The sequence below is a fragment of the Mesohalobacter halotolerans genome (assembly GCF_006120725.1).
GTDB lineage: Bacteria > Bacteroidota > Bacteroidia > Flavobacteriales > Flavobacteriaceae > Psychroflexus > Psychroflexus halotolerans.
Genome location: NZ_SWMU01000002.1, coordinates 457,628 through 475,148 on the forward strand (window position 1 = coordinate 457,628; position 17,521 = coordinate 475,148).

At 34.9% G+C, this 17,521-nt stretch carries 16 protein-coding genes; 14 read left to right on the plus strand and 2 right to left on the minus strand.

The window, feature by feature from the left end:
- The first annotated feature begins 44 nt into the window (after positions 1-44).
- The 5 genes from tilS to FCN74_RS06685 all read left to right on the plus strand — a co-directional run bounded on the left by tilS (position 45) and on the right by FCN74_RS06685 (position 4,950).
- The gene (gene tilS / locus FCN74_RS06670) at positions 45-1,361 is read left to right on the plus strand and encodes a tRNA lysidine(34) synthetase TilS (RefSeq protein WP_138931810.1); all 1,317 of its coding nucleotides are present in this window, start codon (positions 45-47) and stop codon (positions 1,359-1,361) included.
- Entirely contained in the window at positions 1,334-3,343 is a 2,010-nt protein-coding gene (locus FCN74_RS06675) for a protein-disulfide reductase DsbD family protein (RefSeq protein ID WP_138931811.1), read from the plus strand. The genes tilS and FCN74_RS06675 overlap by 28 nt, the downstream gene beginning before the upstream one ends.
- Positions 3,344-3,414: 71 nt before the next feature.
- Positions 3,415-3,666, plus strand: a complete 252-nt coding sequence (locus FCN74_RS12210) for a Crp/Fnr family transcriptional regulator (protein ID WP_246062577.1) — start codon at positions 3,415-3,417, stop codon at positions 3,664-3,666.
- A 63-nt stretch (positions 3,667-3,729) separates the two neighbouring features.
- Positions 3,730-4,002, plus strand: coding sequence for a Crp/Fnr family transcriptional regulator (locus FCN74_RS12215; RefSeq protein ID WP_246062578.1), 273 nt, complete (start codon positions 3,730-3,732; stop codon positions 4,000-4,002).
- Between the two features lie 69 nt (positions 4,003-4,071).
- Positions 4,072-4,950: a pirin family protein gene (locus tag FCN74_RS06685; protein WP_138931812.1), complete on the plus strand. Its 879-nt coding sequence runs from the start codon at positions 4,072-4,074 to the stop codon at positions 4,948-4,950.
- A gap of 131 nt (positions 4,951-5,081) precedes the next feature.
- Here FCN74_RS06685 and FCN74_RS06690 read toward each other — a convergent pair whose 3' ends face one another.
- Positions 5,082-5,432: a 4Fe-4S dicluster domain-containing protein gene (locus FCN74_RS06690; protein ID WP_138931813.1), complete on the minus strand. Its 351-nt coding sequence runs from the start codon at positions 5,430-5,432 to the stop codon at positions 5,082-5,084.
- A gap of 60 nt (positions 5,433-5,492) precedes the next feature.
- Here FCN74_RS06690 and FCN74_RS06695 point away from each other — a divergent pair, with 60 nt between their 5' ends.
- The 8 genes from FCN74_RS06695 (at position 5,493) to FCN74_RS06730 (ending at position 13,280) form a co-directional block, all read left to right on the plus strand.
- Positions 5,493-6,545, plus strand: coding sequence for an acyl-CoA reductase (locus FCN74_RS06695; protein WP_138931814.1), 1,053 nt, complete (start codon positions 5,493-5,495; stop codon positions 6,543-6,545).
- 4 nt (positions 6,546-6,549) lie between these two features.
- Complete coding sequence (gene serC / locus FCN74_RS06700; RefSeq protein WP_138931815.1) at positions 6,550-7,614, plus strand: 3-phosphoserine/phosphohydroxythreonine transaminase; 1,065 nt, start codon at positions 6,550-6,552, stop codon at positions 7,612-7,614.
- A gap of 22 nt (positions 7,615-7,636) precedes the next feature.
- Positions 7,637-8,587, plus strand: a complete 951-nt coding sequence (locus tag FCN74_RS06705; RefSeq protein WP_138931816.1) for a D-2-hydroxyacid dehydrogenase — start codon at positions 7,637-7,639, stop codon at positions 8,585-8,587.
- 4 nt (positions 8,588-8,591) lie between these two features.
- Positions 8,592-9,218 carry a septal ring lytic transglycosylase RlpA family protein gene (locus FCN74_RS06710; protein WP_138931817.1) on the plus strand — a complete coding sequence of 209 codons (627 nt, stop codon included), beginning with the start codon at positions 8,592-8,594 and terminating at the stop codon, positions 9,216-9,218.
- A gap of 54 nt (positions 9,219-9,272) precedes the next feature.
- Positions 9,273-9,698, plus strand: coding sequence for a DUF6146 family protein (locus FCN74_RS06715; RefSeq protein ID WP_138931818.1), 426 nt, complete (start codon positions 9,273-9,275; stop codon positions 9,696-9,698).
- Positions 9,699-9,825: 127 nt separating this feature from the next.
- A complete protein-coding gene (locus FCN74_RS06720) occupies positions 9,826-10,140 on the plus strand; it encodes a hypothetical protein (RefSeq protein ID WP_138931819.1) in 315 nt (104 codons plus the stop codon).
- Between the two features lie 76 nt (positions 10,141-10,216).
- Positions 10,217-12,625 (plus strand): TonB-dependent receptor, encoded by a 2,409-nt coding sequence (locus FCN74_RS06725; RefSeq protein ID WP_138931820.1) that lies wholly within the window; start codon positions 10,217-10,219, stop codon positions 12,623-12,625.
- Between the two features lie 85 nt (positions 12,626-12,710).
- Positions 12,711-13,280 carry a type 1 periplasmic binding fold superfamily protein gene (locus FCN74_RS06730; protein WP_138931821.1) on the plus strand — a complete coding sequence of 190 codons (570 nt, stop codon included), beginning with the start codon at positions 12,711-12,713 and terminating at the stop codon, positions 13,278-13,280.
- 64 nt (positions 13,281-13,344) lie between these two features.
- Here FCN74_RS06730 and FCN74_RS06735 read toward each other — a convergent pair whose 3' ends face one another.
- Entirely contained in the window at positions 13,345-15,855 is a 2,511-nt protein-coding gene (locus tag FCN74_RS06735; protein WP_138931822.1) for a phosphoenolpyruvate carboxylase, read from the minus strand.
- Positions 15,856-16,000: 145 nt separating this feature from the next.
- On the opposite strand from FCN74_RS06735, the gene gpmI reads away from it, so the two are divergent.
- Complete coding sequence (gene gpmI / locus FCN74_RS06740; protein WP_138931823.1) at positions 16,001-17,515, plus strand: 2,3-bisphosphoglycerate-independent phosphoglycerate mutase; 1,515 nt, start codon at positions 16,001-16,003, stop codon at positions 17,513-17,515.
- The last annotated feature ends 6 nt before the right edge of the window (positions 17,516-17,521 follow it).

Here is a 17,521-nt window from a genome sequence, read left to right on the forward strand (position 1 = left end):
TTTGGTTAGTTTTGTAATTTAAGCGAACACCTACATTTGAATACATGCAAGACCATTTTCAAAAACAAATTCAATACCTTGTTCCTGGAGCAGAAAACAAAAGGTTTTTAATTGCGGCAAGTGGTGGTTTAGACTCGACGGTTTTGATTCATTTGTGTAATGTTTTAGGTATGAAATTTGGGATTTGTCATGTCAATTTTAAGCTGCGCGGTCAAGACAGTGACGAAGATCAACGATTTTTAGAAGATTTAGCCCACAGACTCAACTGCCCTGTTTTTGTTTTAGAAAAAAATGCTAAAGTTTATGCCAATAAACATCAACTTTCTACCCAAGAAGCGGCTCGACAAATCAGATACCAATGGTTTAAAGATTGTTTAGACAAAGAAAATTACGACGCCGTCATGACTGCTCATCACGCGGATGATGATTTAGAAACTTACCTCGTCAACTCCTTTCGTGGCACGGGAATTAGAGGTTTAACCGGAATTTCTCAAAAACGTGATTCCATTATAAGACCTTTGTTAAAATTTACCCGAGATGAAATTTTGACTTATGCCAATCAGCTAAGCATACAGTGGCGTGAAGACCAAAGCAATGCCTCTGACCACTATCTTCGCAATGTCATCCGGCATCACCTTATTCCTTTTTTTGATAAACGTCAGGATGATTTACATGCCCGATTTAAAACCACTCAGAATAACATCAATCGGCAAAAAGACTTGTTAGACGATTATATCAACATGGTGTTTAAACAAATGGTAAAAGCCACTGAAGAGACCTATCGATTTGACATCAAAACTTTAAAAACCTTTCCCCATCCCAAAAATATATTGATTGAATTGCTCAAAGATTTTGGATTTACAGATTGGGATAGCGTTTATGGCTTAGTCACAGCACAGGTTGGAAAATATGTGACGTCTTCGACCCATAAACTCGTCAAAGAAAGGGGTTTTTTAGAACTTTTTGTTTTAAAAAATGACGAGAAAAAACCCATCACCATTAATTTAGATAAACTGCCTAAAACCGTATCATTTGCAGAAGGTAAATTAAGCTTTGAAACCGTTAAAAATTTTGATAAAGCAACACCAAATATTGCTTTTATTTCTAAAGATTTGCTTAAATCTTCACTTCTGCTTCGTCCTTACGAAAGAGGTGACTATTTTTGTCCCTTAGGTATGCAAGGTAGACGCAAATTAAGCGACTTTCTTAAAGATGAAAAATTAAGCACAAAAGACAAGTCAAAAATTTGGGTGCTATGCCATAACCATAACATCATTTGGGTTGTTAACCAAAGAATTGACAATCGCTATAAAACTACTGATAATACTACAACATGTTTAAAAATTACCTATTTCAAATAAGCTTTTTATTATTTAGCCTGAGTTTTTTAAACTTTGAGGTCGAAGCCCAAATCAACTTTGGTTCACAAAATGAAATTTTAGAACCCATTGAGTGGAAAGCTAATGTCACTAAGACCGATAGCTTATTTACCTTAGCCTTTATCGCTGAATTAGAAGACGGCTGGCATTTACCTTCAATGATAGAATTAGGTGAAGATGTCATTGGGCCTATCCCAACTGATTTTACATTTAAAAATCAAAACCACTATAATCTCGTTGGCGACACCTACGAGCCAGAAGGTATAGAAGCCTATGATGAAACTTTTGAAACCGATTTAAAATACTTTGAAGACAAAGTTGCATTTACACAGAAAATCAAAATTAAATCATTTGACCAACCTATTGAAGTCAATGTCACCTATTCTGTCTGTGATGATGAACGCTGTTTGCCACCAGAAATACATACGTTTAGATTAAAAGTAAATCCTGATGGGTCATTTCAAAATTTAGATCAGAATTTGAAAGTTGATGAAACAGATGTCAACTTGACGAATTCCTTAAAATTAGAATTACAAAATCCGGAATTGATCAGTTCAACTAACGATGAACAATCCTATACAACATTATTTTTTCTTGGGTTTATTGGTGGACTTTTGGCTTTGTTAACGCCTTGTGTGTTTCCTATGATTCCGCTTACGGTTTCGTTTTTTACCAAGGGAGCCAGAACACCCAAAATGGGTAAAATTAATGCCATACTTTACGGGATATTTATTTTTGGAATTTATGTGTTATTAAGTTTACCATTTCATTTGTTAGATAGCGTCAACCCAGAAATTTTAAATAACATTTCAACCAATACAACTTTAAATATTATCTTCTTTGTCATATTTATTGTTTTTGCCTTTTCGTTTTTTGGATATTACGAAATCACCTTACCGCAATCTTGGAGCAATCGCATGGACCAAAAAGCCATGAGTTTGGGCGGTGTTGTTGGTATATTTTTTATGGCATTAACTTTGGCTATTGTGTCTTTTTCTTGCACCGGACCAATTCTTGGTTCGCTACTCGGTGGCTCATTGACTGCTGATGGTGGTGCGATTCAGTTAAGTTTTGGCATGGGCGGATTTGGTCTTGCGCTTGCCTTGCCGTTTGCGCTATTTGCATTATTCCCTAATTGGCTTAAAGCTATGCCACAAAGCGGCGGTTGGCTGAATACAGTTAAAGTCGTTCTCGGTTTTTTAGAAGTCGGCTTAGCTTTCAAATTCTTATCCAACGCCGATCTCGTGGAGAATTGGGGACTACTCAAACGCGAGGTGTTTATTGGCATTTGGATTGTTATTGGCTTGGCACTTGTGTTCTATCTATTGGGCAAAATCAAGTTTCCACACGATGCCAAAAACATTAAATTGAGTAAAGGCAGGGTGTTTATTTCACTATTGATTCTCGCTTTTGTCGTCTATCTTTTACCAGGTTTAACACAGTCCACTTATGCTAACTTAAAACTTCTCAGCGGATTTCCACCACCATTAAATTACAGTCTTTACGATAAGGATAGTTCTGGACCTTTAGGCTTAAAAGCTTATAAAGATTTTGACAAAGGACTTGAAGCTGCTCAAGCTTCTGGAAAACCTATGTTGATAGACTTTACAGGAATGGCCTGTGTCAATTGTCGTAAAATGGAAGAACAGGTTTGGAGCGAACCGCAAGTCTTAGAAGTTTTACAAAATGAAGTGATTTTAATTTCACTATACGTTGATAAAAGAACAGAATTGCCGAAAGAGAAACAATTTAATTTTGAAAAGCCTAATGGCAGCATCAAACCAATCAAGACGATTGGCGATAAATGGGCGACGTTTCAAACCGTAAATTTTAGGAACAATTCGCAACCCTATTATGTTTTAATGGATAGTGATTTGAATTTATTGAATCAACCTATAGGCTACGAACCCGATGCAAATATATTTTTGGAATGGATTGAAAGTGGCTTAAATATCAATAATTAAAAATAAAGACAACTTAAGTTGCTGTTTTTGTATATTTGATTGTCACAGTTGGTGTATAATCCAAACTATTTATGAAAAGCACAAACTTTGAAACATATTTATGTTCAAATCTGAATATTACTCAGCAGGAAAGTTCATCTATAATCAAGAATTGCAAGACAAAGACAATCAGTAAAGATCAATTTCTTTTACGTGAGAACGAACATTGTAAACAAACTTTTTTTGTAGAACAAGGACTTTTAAGAATGTTTTCACTTGACAAAAAAGGCAAAGAACATATTCTTACTTTTGCTTCTGAAAATTGGTTTTTAACCGATAGATAAAGCTCATATTTTAATCAGCCGTCTGCTTATTATATTCAAGCTTTAGAAGATAGTCAAGCTGTCATGATAGATGAAGGTTTTGTTCAACGTTTATCAAAAGAAATTCCAAATTTTACAGACTTTAATAACAGACTGCTTCACAACCACATCCGGCATTTACAAAACAGAATCCACTTATTATTAAGTGCAACTGCTAAGGATAGATATCTTCAGTTTATCGCCATGTATCCTGATATACTCTTAAGAGTTCCACAAAGCATGATTGCCTCATATTTGGGAATTACACCAGAAAGTTTAAGTCGAGTTCGAAAAGAAATCTCACAAAACAACAATTAGCTTCTTATCATACATCAATAGATAGAAGAGGTATTGTCGTTATTTTTGTGAAAAGTAAAAACTTAAACGATGAAAACAAAAACTGTAGAATTAGTAGCAAGTCCTAGAGCACCCCATTTTGTGGGAGATGGCTTTAGAGTACACAATTTTATTCCAAGTGGATACCGAATGGATATGCAACGGATGAATCCATTTATCATGTTAGATTATAATTCAACCTATAAATTTCCACCATCAGATAAAGCCAAAGGTGTTGGTGTGCATCCACATCGTGGATTTGAAACTGTTACAATAGCTTACAAAGGTAAAGTTGCTCACCATGACAGTAGTGGCGGTGGCGGTGTTATCGAAGAAGGAGATGTTCAATGGATGACAGCTGCTCGTGGTGTTTTACACAAAGAATATCACGAAGAAAAATGGAGTAAAACAGGTGGTGATTTTCAAATGGTGCAACTGTGGGTCAACCTGCCTAAAAAACACAAAATGAGTGCACCAAAATATCAAGGCATTACAAACAAAAACATAAACCGCCATCAGTTAGATAACAATGCTGGTGAAGTTGAAGTGATTGCGGGTCGATACAAAAATACAAAAGGTGTGGCTTCAACCTTTACACCTATTAATACGTTAAATGCCAAATTGAATTCAGGCGGAAAAGTAGATTTTGAATTTCCAGCACATTACAATACTGCACTTCTTATTATTGAAGGCAATGTAGTTATAAATGGTAAGGAGAACACACCGACAGACCATCTCGCATTAATGGCTAACGATGGTGAATCATTTGAAATTGAAGCGACCGATGATGCTACTGTATTGGTATTGAGTGGTGAGCCCATAGATGAACCCATTGCTGCACAAGGTCCATTTGTGATGAACACCAGAGAAGGGCTCAGAGAAGCATTTAATGACTTTAATGAAGGTAAATTTGGTCATTTAGAAGATTAATGATGAAAACAGGAAGATTAGAAGCATTTAGTGATGGTGTTTTAGCAAATATCATAACCACCCTGATTTGTAATAAAACCAGATTCGTGAATTGAAAAAATACTATAAAATAATAGTTTGAAAATTAGGATTTATTCCTTATGCATAAAAGATTGTTTGCCTAGTAACTCCTCTTCGGTTTCTTCATGATCTTCATCTGGTACACAACAGTCTACAGGACAAACTGCAGCACATTGGGGCTCTTCGTGAAAACCCATACATTCAGTACATTTATCGGTGACGATGTAATAAAATTCATCACTTACCGGTTCCTGCACTTCCTCGGCATTGGCTTCTTTTCCATTAGGTAAAACTATATTTCCTTCAAGGTCGGTGCCGTCAGAGTAACGCCAATCGTCTGCACCTTCATAAATCGCTGTATTTGGGCATTCGGGTTCGCAAGCCCCACAATTTATACATTCATCGGTTATCTTAATCGCCATGTTTGTCTTTTATCGTAAGTTTGTTCAAAATTAAACATAAAAGCAAAATTCCACAAGTTTATGCTCACTTTTGAACAGCGAAAAGCAGCATTTATTGACCTTGGTCAGCATATCAGTAATTTAATTGATCAACAACTCTTAATATCTTCAAAACAAAATTCAAAATTTGAAGAAATATTGCAAATTGCTCAGGCCGAAAACTCGTGGTTTACCGAAGAAAATATTTGTTATGCCTTAGCTCAATGGGCAGAATCACTTAAAGAACCTCACCTACATAAATGGTTGTCAAAATATAATTTAGAAGTCAATAATACTGCTCTAAATATTGGTGTAGTCATGGCGGGTAACATTCCACTTGTCGGTTTTCATGATTTTCTCGCGATTTTAATCTCGGGACATCATATCATTGCTAAACTTTCCTCAAACGATAAACGACTTCTGCCCTATTTGGCCGAAGAATTAATCAAAATTCAACCAGGTTTCAAATCTTACATTAAGTTTGAAGACAATCAGCTAAAAGGTTATGACGCAGTCATTGCAACTGGCAGCAATAACACAGCGCGCTATTTTGAATATTATTTTAGAAATAAGCCCCATATTATCAGAAAAAATAGAAATGGGGTGGCAATAGTCACAGGTAAAGAAAACCTTGAGGATTTTGAAAAATTAGGTGAAGATATTTTTAGATTTTTTGGTTTAGGGTGCAGGAATGTATCGAAATTATTTATTCCTCAAAACTTTGATTTTGATGAATTTTTTAAAGGCATTTCAAAATTCAAATCCTATATTTACCACAACAAATACGCAAATAATTACGACTACAATAAAGCGGTTTATTTGATGAGTGAAATAAGTTTTTTAGACAACGATTTTTTAATCTTAAAAGAAGATACACAATTTTCTACCCCAATAGGTGTTGTTAATTATGAAATTTACGATAGTGAAGATTCTCTAAAAGCATCTTTAGAAGAACATCGAGAAGAGATTCAATGTATCATTGGTCAGCATTCATTATGTAAATTTGATTTTGGTCAAGCTCAACACCCTAATTTAACTGATTATGCTGACGGTGTAGATACCATTCAATTTTTACAAAACTTTACAACAACATAACATTATGAAAAAACACAATTTTAGTGCAGGACCTTGTATTTTACCAAAAGAAGTCTTTTTAAAAGCTTCTGAAGCTGTAATGGACTTGGACAATTCAGGATTGTCCATTCTAGAAATTTCTCATAGAAGTCCAGCATTTGTAGATATTATGAATGAAGCTAGGGATTTAGCCATTGAGCTTTTAGGACTAAAAGGTCAAGGCTATCAAGCGTTGTTTTTACAAGGTGGTGCAAGTCTCCAGTTTATCATGAGCGCTTACAATTTACTTGAAAATAAGGCGGCCTATCTTGATACAGGCTCTTGGTCAACAAAAGCTATTAAAGAAGCGCGTAAGTTAGCTGAAGTTGATGTGGTTGCCAGTTCTTCTGATAAAAATTTCAACTATATCCCTAAAGATTACAATATTCCTAAAGACATAGACTACTTTCATTGTACGAGCAATAATACCATATTTGGTACGCAAATCAAAGAATTTCCAGATACCGATGCACCGGTAGTTTGTGATATGAGTAGCGATATTTTTTCACGCCAAATTGATTTTTCCTATTTTGATGTAATATATGCGGGAGCACAAAAAAATATGGGACCAGCAGGGACAACCTTGGTTGTAGTAAAAGAAGAGGTTCTAGGCAAGGTCAGCCGGGATATTCCTTCAATGTTAGATTATAAGATTCACATTGGTAAAGATAGCATGTTTAATACGCCACCAGTTTTTGCGGTTTATACCTCATTACTTAATCTGAGGTGGTTAAAAGAAAAGGGAGGAATTGAAGCGATACAAAAAGAAAACGAAAACAAAGCCAAATTAATTTATTCTGAAATTGATATCAATCCACTCTTTAAAGGATTTGCCAACAAGCCGGATCGTTCTACCATGAATGCAACTTTCTATTTAGTCGATGATTCATTAAAAGAACGTTTTGATAAAATGTGTAAAGAAGCAGGAATCAATGGCGTAAATGGTCACCGAAGTGTAGGGGGTTATCGCGCTTCTATGTATAACGCTTTACCAAAAGAGTCTGTGGGAACTTTGGTTGAAGTTATGGATGAATTGGAACGAAAAGCATAATTAAAAATTAAAAACATAAAAAATGAAAATATTAGCAAATGATGGCGTTTCGCAAGCTGGTGTAGAAATGCTTGAAAACGCAGGCCACGAAGTCATACAAACCAAAGTCGCTCAAGAACAACTATCGAGTTATTTAAATGATAACAATATTGATGTCATTTTAGTCAGAAGTGCCACTAAAGTTAGAAAAGACTTAATAGATGCTTGCCCTTATTTAAAAATCATCGGTCGTGGTGGGGTTGGTTTAGATAATATTGATGTAGATTATGCTAAATCGAAAGGCATAAAAGTAATAAACACGCCTGCAGCTTCCTCAGATTCTGTTGCAGAATTAGTGATGGCACATACTTTAAGTGGTTTTCGATTTCTGCATTTAGCCAATCGACAAATGCCATTGGAAGGCGACTCAAAATTTAAAGACCTTAAAAAATCTTACGCAAAAGGTACTGAGCTCAAAGGCAAAACCATGGGAATTGTGGGTATTGGTCGTATTGGTCAAGCGACTGCAAAACGCGCTATTGGTATGGGAATGAACGTCGTCGTGCATGACAAATTTACAGATGAAGTGGATGTAAAACTCGAGTTTTTTAACGGCCAGCATTTAAATTTTAACCTCAAAAGTATTGATTTTGATGAGCTCTTAGCACAATCTGATGTCATCACATTTCACGTCCCTTCTCAGAAAGATTACGTTCTAGGGGCAAATGAAATCAAAAAAATGAAAGATGGTGCAGCTGTTATTAATACAGCTCGTGGTGGTGTAATTGATGAAAAAGCTGTAGTAAAAGCTTTAGAAAGTGGAAAACTTCAGTTTGCTGCTATTGACGTTTTTGAAAACGAACCAACGCCAGAAATTAAGTTATTAATGCAACCCAAGTTGTCATTAAGTCCACATACCGGTGGAGCGACAACCCAAGCCCAAGATCGAATCGGAACTGAGCTTGCCGAACAAATTATTGAATTAAGTCAATAACCTCATGAATTTCAGAACACTGTTTGTCTTTTTATTATTTTTTTGCTTTACAAGCCTCAATGCTCAAATACAACAAGGTCTAGCCTCAATTAGACCTCTCGCCCACGAAGGCCTTCTGACAAAAAGCGGTGAACGGTTTTCGCATGATAGTTTAGTGGCATCCCATCGCAGTTTACCATTTGGATCTGTAATTAAAGTCACAAACCTTAAAACCAGAGAATCTATTAATGTTAGGATAAATGATCGCGGACCGTTTATAAAAGGCAGAATTATTGATTTGTCTCAAAGTGCAGGTGACTCTATAAACTTATACCTTAATGATATTACGCAAGTAAAGTTGAGCGTGCTTAAACTCGAAAAAAACTTTAAGCCTAAAACTAATGATTTTAAAGGAAATTATACCATCCAGGTGGCTAGTTACTCTGAAAAAGAAAACGCAATTAATTACTCTACTGAACTCTTAAAGTATAATCTTAGAGAACCTGTAAAAATTAAGGCTCAAAAATTTGAGGAAAAATCTTTATTTAAAGTTTTTATTGGAACTTTCGAAACTCGAGAAGAAGCTGAAAAATACAAAAGACAACTTCCAAAAGCTCTACAAAATAGCTTCATTACTGATATTGAACCTTAAGCTATTTTTAGTTAAAACACAATTATATATAATTGTTTTAGTGTATTTTAGAGTATGAAATTTAAGTCTTTACATATTATAACTGGTTTAGCCTTACTCATAATAGGCTGTAATGCAACTCAAAAACCTCAACAATTTAAAGCCAATAAATCTCAAAAAACTCAAGAAAACGATACAATTGAGATTGCAAATGATAGCCTTGAATACAAAATCATTATACTTGAGATTGGATTTAACTCCTGGCTTGCAACACAAAGACCACGTGGATATTATTCACAGAATTATCTAGAAAACAGAAATCAAATCTTAGTCGCAGAATACAACAACCGAGTCAATCAACCTTCAAGATTTGATCCACTGCTTTATCCTTTTAGAATAGAGTATAACAGCAATACAGATTACGGCTATGAAGTCAACTATTTGCTTTACCATTATTTTTTGTTTTTTCAACAGCGGTACAACCAAAATTTGAGATATTAAAAAGTAACGTAATCATAGTGTACGGTTTAAAAATATTTAACGGGTATCACTTGTCAGCAAAGCAATATTTTTTAAAATAATTATTAAAACAGTTTATAACTTAGCATATTTCAATATATTCGCGCTAATGAAGTATTTAAAACAACATATTGCATTACTACTACTCTTTGTGGTAGCTTCATACAGTTTAGATTTACATGGGCTTTCTCATGCTTTTGAAAATGACTTTGCTGATGATGACAAACAATGTGAAATCTGTATACTTCATCATCAACAGCAAGAAACTTCTATTTCGATATTACCTATAAGTGATAATTTTGAAATTCAATTTGTTCTCGATAATTGGAATTTAAAAGCTGAATTCAAAACTCATCAGGTTGTATATCACAATCTCTATTTCGAAGGACAACATTTCAACAAACCACCTCCTCAAAACGTATAATTATTTTGCTTTAATTATTAAAAACGCTTTCTGTTTATAAGACTGTGTTTTTAGATGCGATTATTTAATTATATGTATGATTAAAATTTTTATTTTACCTACTTTTTTGTTTTTTTCTCTAGTGACTCATGCACAAAATTGCAATTTGAGTCTAAAAGGCTATGTCATTGATTTACATGACAATTCCGTTTTAGAAAATGCTTCTGTAAAGCTTGAAAATACCTCATTGTATGCCATTAGCAACAACAAAGGTTTTTTCATCATCGAAGGAATTTGCCCCGGAGAATATGAAGTCACAATTTCTCACATCAATTGTAAAAGCTTGACAAAACAAATAAATATTGAAACCAATACTGAAAAAAATTTTTCACTGGAACATCATTTACAAAGTTTAAATGAAGTTTTAATCAAAGGAGAATTGTATAATATAGAAGATAAATCTACCATCTCAGCTCAAATTTCACACGAAACTATTGACCAATTTAGTAATGCTACTCTTGGCGATGCCCTATCGACTTTGCCTGGTGTGTCTTCTTTAAATACAGGAAATACAATTGTAAAACCGGTAATTCAAGGGCTTCATAGTTCTAGGGTATTAATTATCAACAATAATGTAAGAATGGAAGATCAACAGTGGGGTGTAGATCACGCGCCAAACATCGACATCAATTCAGCGGCAAATATTACTGTTATTAAAGGCAGTTCTGCGCTGGAGTATGGTGGCGATGCTATTGGCGGCGTGATTATTGCTGAACCACAAAAAGCACCTGTAAAAGACACCTTAATGGGTAAAACCATACTAACCGGAGCAAGTAATGGACGTGGTGGTAATCTATCAACAAATTTAATTAAAGCCTATGAAAGCGGTTTGTATTTTAAGGCGCAAGGCAGTATTAAACGTTTGGGCGACCTTGAGGCGCCAGACTATATATTGTCTAATACAGGTGTGGAAGAACAAAACATGGCCATAGGATTGGGGTTAAATAAAATTAAATATGGTTTTGATGTTTTTTATTCAAGATTTGATACTGAAATTGGCATTTTAAGGGCTTCACATATCGGGAACGTTAGCGATTTAGTTAGAGCTATAAACAGTCAGGAGCCTAGTTTTATTAATGATTTTACTTACGATATCAATTCACCAAAGCAAGACGTTGTTCATCAATTATTAAAAGTTAATACATTTAAAAAATTTAGCAACTTTGGGCAACTTGATGTTCAATATGCTTATCAGAATAACAGAAGAAAAGAATTTGATATTCGACGAGGTGATCGCTCTGGAATACCGGCTTTAGATTTAGAACTTCAAACCCATAATTTGATTACCAAATTAAAATATGACAAGTTTGAAAATTTTTCAACTAAAGTTGGAATTGAATTGACCTATCAAGACAATTTTGCTAATCCTGATACTGGCGTTAGACGACTGATACCTGATTATGAAATGTATAAGGTCGCAGGCTTTTGGACAGCCAATTATGATCATTCTGATAATTTATTTTTTAATGCTGGCATTCGTTACGATTTTACGCATATTGATGCTCAAAAATTTTATTTTCAAAGCCGTTGGGATGAGCGAAATTATCAAGATGATTTTGCAGATATTATCGTTGAAGACTTTGGCACCCAGCTTTTGACCAATCCCGTTTTTGACTATCATAATTTTTCAGCCAACTTAGGTGTTCAATATAATTTTAAGGCTTGGGAATGGAACACCAATATTGGGACGGCTTCTAGAGCACCAAACCCTTCAGAGTTGTTTAGCGATGGTCTTCATCACAGTATAGCTAATATCGAAATTGGCGATCTTAGGATAGATAGTGAACAATCTTACAAAGTTTCTACACAGGTTAAGCGTCAGTTTAATCGCTGGCAATTTGACATTTCGGCCTATTACAACTTTATTGACGATTATATTTTACTGGAACCAGGTGGTATAGAGCAAACGATAAGAGGCGCTTTTCCTGTATTTGAATACAGGCAAACCAATGCCAGATTATTTGGAGTAGATGTCAATGTGGGTTATCAATTTTCAGATGAAGCTTCCTTTAATTCAACTTTTGCCTATATCAATGGAGAAGATACATCAAGAAACAGACCCTTAATCAGTATGCCTCCTGTCAATTGGCAAAACAGTTTAAATTACAAAATTCAACAATGGCATAATCTGAGTTTGCTTTTAAGCAGCCAAATGGTGTTTGAGCAAATGCGTTTCCCTGATGACAATTTTACCACCCCTATTCTGAATCCGGATACAGGAGATTTTGAAGAAACCTTAGTTGACATTAGCCAACCGCCCGAGGCTTACCACTTAATGAATTTTAGAGCAGAAATGCCTTTTGAACTCAGTTTTACAGAACTTCAGGTAGCTTTGAGTGTCAATAATATTTTTGATACCAGCTACAGAAGTTATCTCAATAGACAACGCTTCTATGCCGACGAAATCGGAAGAAACTTTGTATTACAACTTAAACTTAATTACTAACAAATAAACACAAATACTTATGAAAACAATTCAATTTTTAAACCCGCAAAATTTTATGTCTAACTTAAATTTAAAACAATTACCTATGAAAACAATGAAAACCTTTCAACTGCTTGCAATTTTAACTGTATTTGCATTTGCATTTACAAGCTGTAGCGACGATGACGCACCTCAAGTTATTAATGAAGAAGAAGTGATCACAACAATGACTGTGACACTTGTTGATAACAATGGTACGGTCAAAACCATGTCTAAAGTTGATGCCGATGGTGATGGTCCATTAGATCCCATCATCAGCGCAGACGATCTGGATGCTAACACAACCTACACCGGTAGTGTTGAATTTTTAAACCAACTTGAAGATCCAGCTGAAGATATTACTGCTGAGGTCGCTGAGGAAGATGAAGAACACCAAGTATTTTACGTCCCATCTTCAAATTTTAATGTCAGTGTTCAATACAACGACCAAGACGCCAATGGCAATCCATTAGGTTTAGATTTTACATTAACAACAGGCGATGCGAGCTCAGGAACATTAACCGTCATTTTAAGACACGAGCCTATTAAAGACGCAGCTGGTGTTAGCGAAGGCGACCCTACAAATGCCGGTGGTGAAACTGATGTTGAAGCAGCTTTTGAAGTTGATATTTTATAAGAATTAGCCTGAATTCTGTAAAACAAAAAAGCCTTTGGAAATTCCAAAGGCTTTTTATTTAGTTTTAAGCTGAATTACGACTGGCATTAATATTACCAAACAAACATCTCATGACCAGCTTTTCGTATTTGTCTTTTTCCGGATGGTCTTGTTGAATCATTTGTAAAGCATATTGCTGGATACATAGAAGTGGCAAAATTATATTTTCACGAGCACTTATAGAGAGACGTGTGGTCTTTTCATTATCCATCAATTCTTTTATACCAGTCAGTTTTAATGCCCATTTTTTAGACAGTTCATATTCTGCTCTAAGTTCTTTCCAAAATTCACCATACACTTTATCATCTTTCATATACTGTGTTAAAGGGAAATATGATTTTTTCATACTCATCATACTATTGTTGATCAGTGTTCTGAAAAAAGCTGAGTTTTTATACAAATCTTCAATCACTTCAGGTTCATCAGCATAACTTTCAAGAGCCGTTCCCAAACCGTAATAGCCGGGTACATTTTGGCGTATAGTACTCCAAGACCCTACAAATGGTATAGCTCTTAAATCTGAAAAATTAAGTGAAGACTTGCCGTTTCTCTTTGTAGGTCGACTTCCAATATTTGTGGCACCATAATATTTAAGAGTTGTCATGTTTTCTAAATATGGCACAAAAAGCTTGTCATCTTTTAATGCTGTATATTTTTTGTAACTTTTCATCGCCAATTCAGAGATTAAGTCTTTGTAATGTTGACTTAATTTTACAGATTTATTAAACGGTTTTGCACCTGCGAGTAAAAGTTGCTCAAGATTATAACTCGCTTGTTCATGAGTTCCATAAATGCTTGTAATAGTTTGCCCCTGAATGGTCAATTGAATTTTTTCATTGGATACGTCATCACCTTGAGAAGCATAAAATTGATGGGTTTTTCCACCACCTCGAGCTGGTGGCCCACCTCTACCGTCAAAGAATACAACTTTATTACTGTGATCTTTTGTCACTTTGGTTAAGCGTTCTTTGGTTTGTAAAATCTCCCAATTGGCTTTAAGGTAACCACCATCTTTAGTACCATCAGAAAAACCTAACATGATCGTTTGAATATTATCGCGCTTTTCGAGATGTTTTTTATAAACAGGAAGCTCATAGAGGTCTTTCATCACATCTTGAGAATTGTCCATCCCGACCATAGTTTCAAATAATGGAACTATATCTATTTTAATATCTTCATCTTGATACCCACAATATTTAAATAATGCATAAACATGAAGCACGTCAAATATACTTTCTGTATTTGAAATAATATAGCGGTGTAAAGCTCTCTCCCCATTTTCTTCCTGAATATCTTTAATTTGATAGACATTTCTAATGGTATCTACCAAAGTTTCATCTTCAAAATCATCTGCATTGAGCTCTAAAGACTTTTCTGTGAGATAACTTATTTTTTCTTGACGAGATAGTTTATCGTAATCTTTATTAAATGCTTGCCTAAAGATAATCTGCATTGCTTCAAGGTGTTTGCTACTATCCTGTCTCACGTCAAGTGTGGCAAAATGACTGCCAAATAAATGGACTCTTCCTATAATATCATTGACTTCGTCTAAGAATAAACTTTTGTACTCTTTCTTAAGCGTATTCTTGATTTTATATAAACCTTCTAATATTTCTTGATCTGTGATACAAACTTCATCTTGAAAAATTTGTTTGTATAGGCGTTGCTTAAGGTTTTCGGTAATTTCTACAACACCTTTAAAAGTCAATTTTTTTCTCAAATCTTTGATGTGATTGTAATAACACTTCATGATAGTGTTTCTCAGGAGTTGAGAGACTTTACGAGTAGTGTCATACTTTACAAACGGGTTGCCATCTCGATCGCCACCTGGCCAAAACCCTAATTCTATAAGATTGGGGTTAAAGTCCGGATCCTCTTCTACATTTTTAAAAATTTCGTGATACAACTTCCCAATAGTTTGGTAATAGACATATCTCATGTAATAAATGATGCTTTTGGCTTCGTCAAACGGTGTTGGTTTTTCCCGTTTAACAAATGGTGTATAGGCTAATTGATTAAGTAGTACATCAATTTTTGTAATGTCATTTTTTTGAATGGCCTGACGCAGTTCATACATGATAATTTGAACCTCGTTAGGGTAAAATTGTGTAGGGTGCGCCGTGAAAACCAAACGGGTACTAAATGATTTTAAATGTTCTTTCAAACTTTCATAATAATCATTTTCAGGTTGTAAGTAGCTCCCAATTTGAGGACGTTGAAAATCTAAAAAAGCGGCATCCTCGACACAGTCAAATAACACAACTTGCCTTTCTATATACTGTATTATCCTAAACAATAAAACAAACTCATCATCCTGTGTTTTGATATCAGTATGATTTTGGATAAATTCTTTTACAATTTCGGCGGGCGATTTTGCAGCTTCAAAACCTTCCTGACTCAATTTTCTCAACAGTGGAATATAAATCCCTGTATAAGTTGAATGTTTGTGAGGTAGATTTAGAAATAAACTATTGTAAACGCTGTATTTGTTCGTTATAATCTGTCTAAATAATTCGTGTCTTTCTTCTCTAAGCATGGTTTGATTGTTTGTTCGCTAAGTTAGGAATTTAAATAATGTTTATCAACTCTTCGTATGTTAGTTTTAAATTAAACTTATAAAAGCCAAGATTTGCTTCTATTTTAAAATTTAGTCTGTAAATTTGAAATTCAAATTTTAGACAATGAACAAAAAAGTAATTTTAGCCATTTTAGATGGTTGGGGCATTGCACCAAACAAAGAAGTTTCTGCTGTTGATACCGCAGATACTCCATATATTGACCATTTACAAAACACATATCCTACCGCAACATTAAGGACTGATGGAATGAATGTAGGGCTTCCAGATGGTCAGATGGGAAACTCTGAGGTTGGACATATGAATCTTGGTGCCGGACGAATCGTTTATCAGGATTTGGTAAAAATCAATATGGCTGTAGAGAAAGATACTTTGAAGGAAGAACCTGCAATTAAAGATGCCTTTGAATATGCAAAATCTCAGAATAAAGCTGTTCACTTAATGGGATTGGTCAGTGATGGTGGTGTCCATTCACACCTTCATCATTTAAAAGGTCTAGTCAAAGCGGCTTCAGATTATGGCTTAAACAAAACCTATGTCCATGCATTTACTGATGGTAGAGATGTCGATCCTAAGTCCGGAAAAGGCTTTATAGAAGATTTATTAGCCTATTTGGACAAACACCAGTCACAATTGGCTAGTGTAATTGGTCGATATTATGCCATGGACAGGGATAAACGATGGGAACGCGTAAAAAAAGCCTATGATTTGATTGTTCATGGAAAAGGTACACAGACTCAAGATGTTGTGCAGGCCATTCAAAATAGTTACGACAATAATACAACAGATGAGTTTATTGAGCCTATTGTAAATACAAACAATGGAGAACCTATATCGACTGTTAAAAATGGTGATGTTGTGATATTCTTTAATTTTAGAACAGATCGTGGGCGACAACTCACTATAGCCCTTTCTCAACAAAACTTTCCCGAACAAGACATGAAGGCCTTAGACCTTAAATATTACACGATGACCCGTTATGATGATACTTTTAAAAATATAAATGTCGTATACACCAAAGACAACATCAAAAATACTTTAGGTGAGGTCCTGGCACACGAAGGAAAAACACAAATAAGAGCAGCTGAAACTGAAAAATACCCACACGTTACCTTTTTCTTTTCTGGTGGTCAAGAAACAACCTTTAAGGGTGAAAAACGTATTTTGGTTAATTCACCTAAAGTTGCAACCTACGATTTGCAACCTGAAATGAGTGCTTTCGAATTAAAAGACAAGGTGGTTAACGAAATTAAAAACCAAAGTACAGATTTTATGTGTGTTAATTTTGCTAACCCAGACATGGTAGGTCACACCGGTGTTTTTGAAGCTGCTGTTAAGGCCTGTGAAACTGTAGATAGCTGTATGAAAGAATTGGTCACCACGGCTCAAAAAAATGACTATTCAGTTATCATTATAGCAGATCATGGCAACAGTGAGACCATGATAAATCCTGATGGTTCTCCAAATACTGCACATACCACTAATCCAGTGCCGTTAATTTTGGTTGACAATGATTTAAAATTTATTAAATCTGGAATTTTAGGTGATATTGCACCTACAATTTTAAAACTTATGGGCATCAAACAGCCTGATGAAATGACTCAAAAAGCACTTATTTAAAATTAA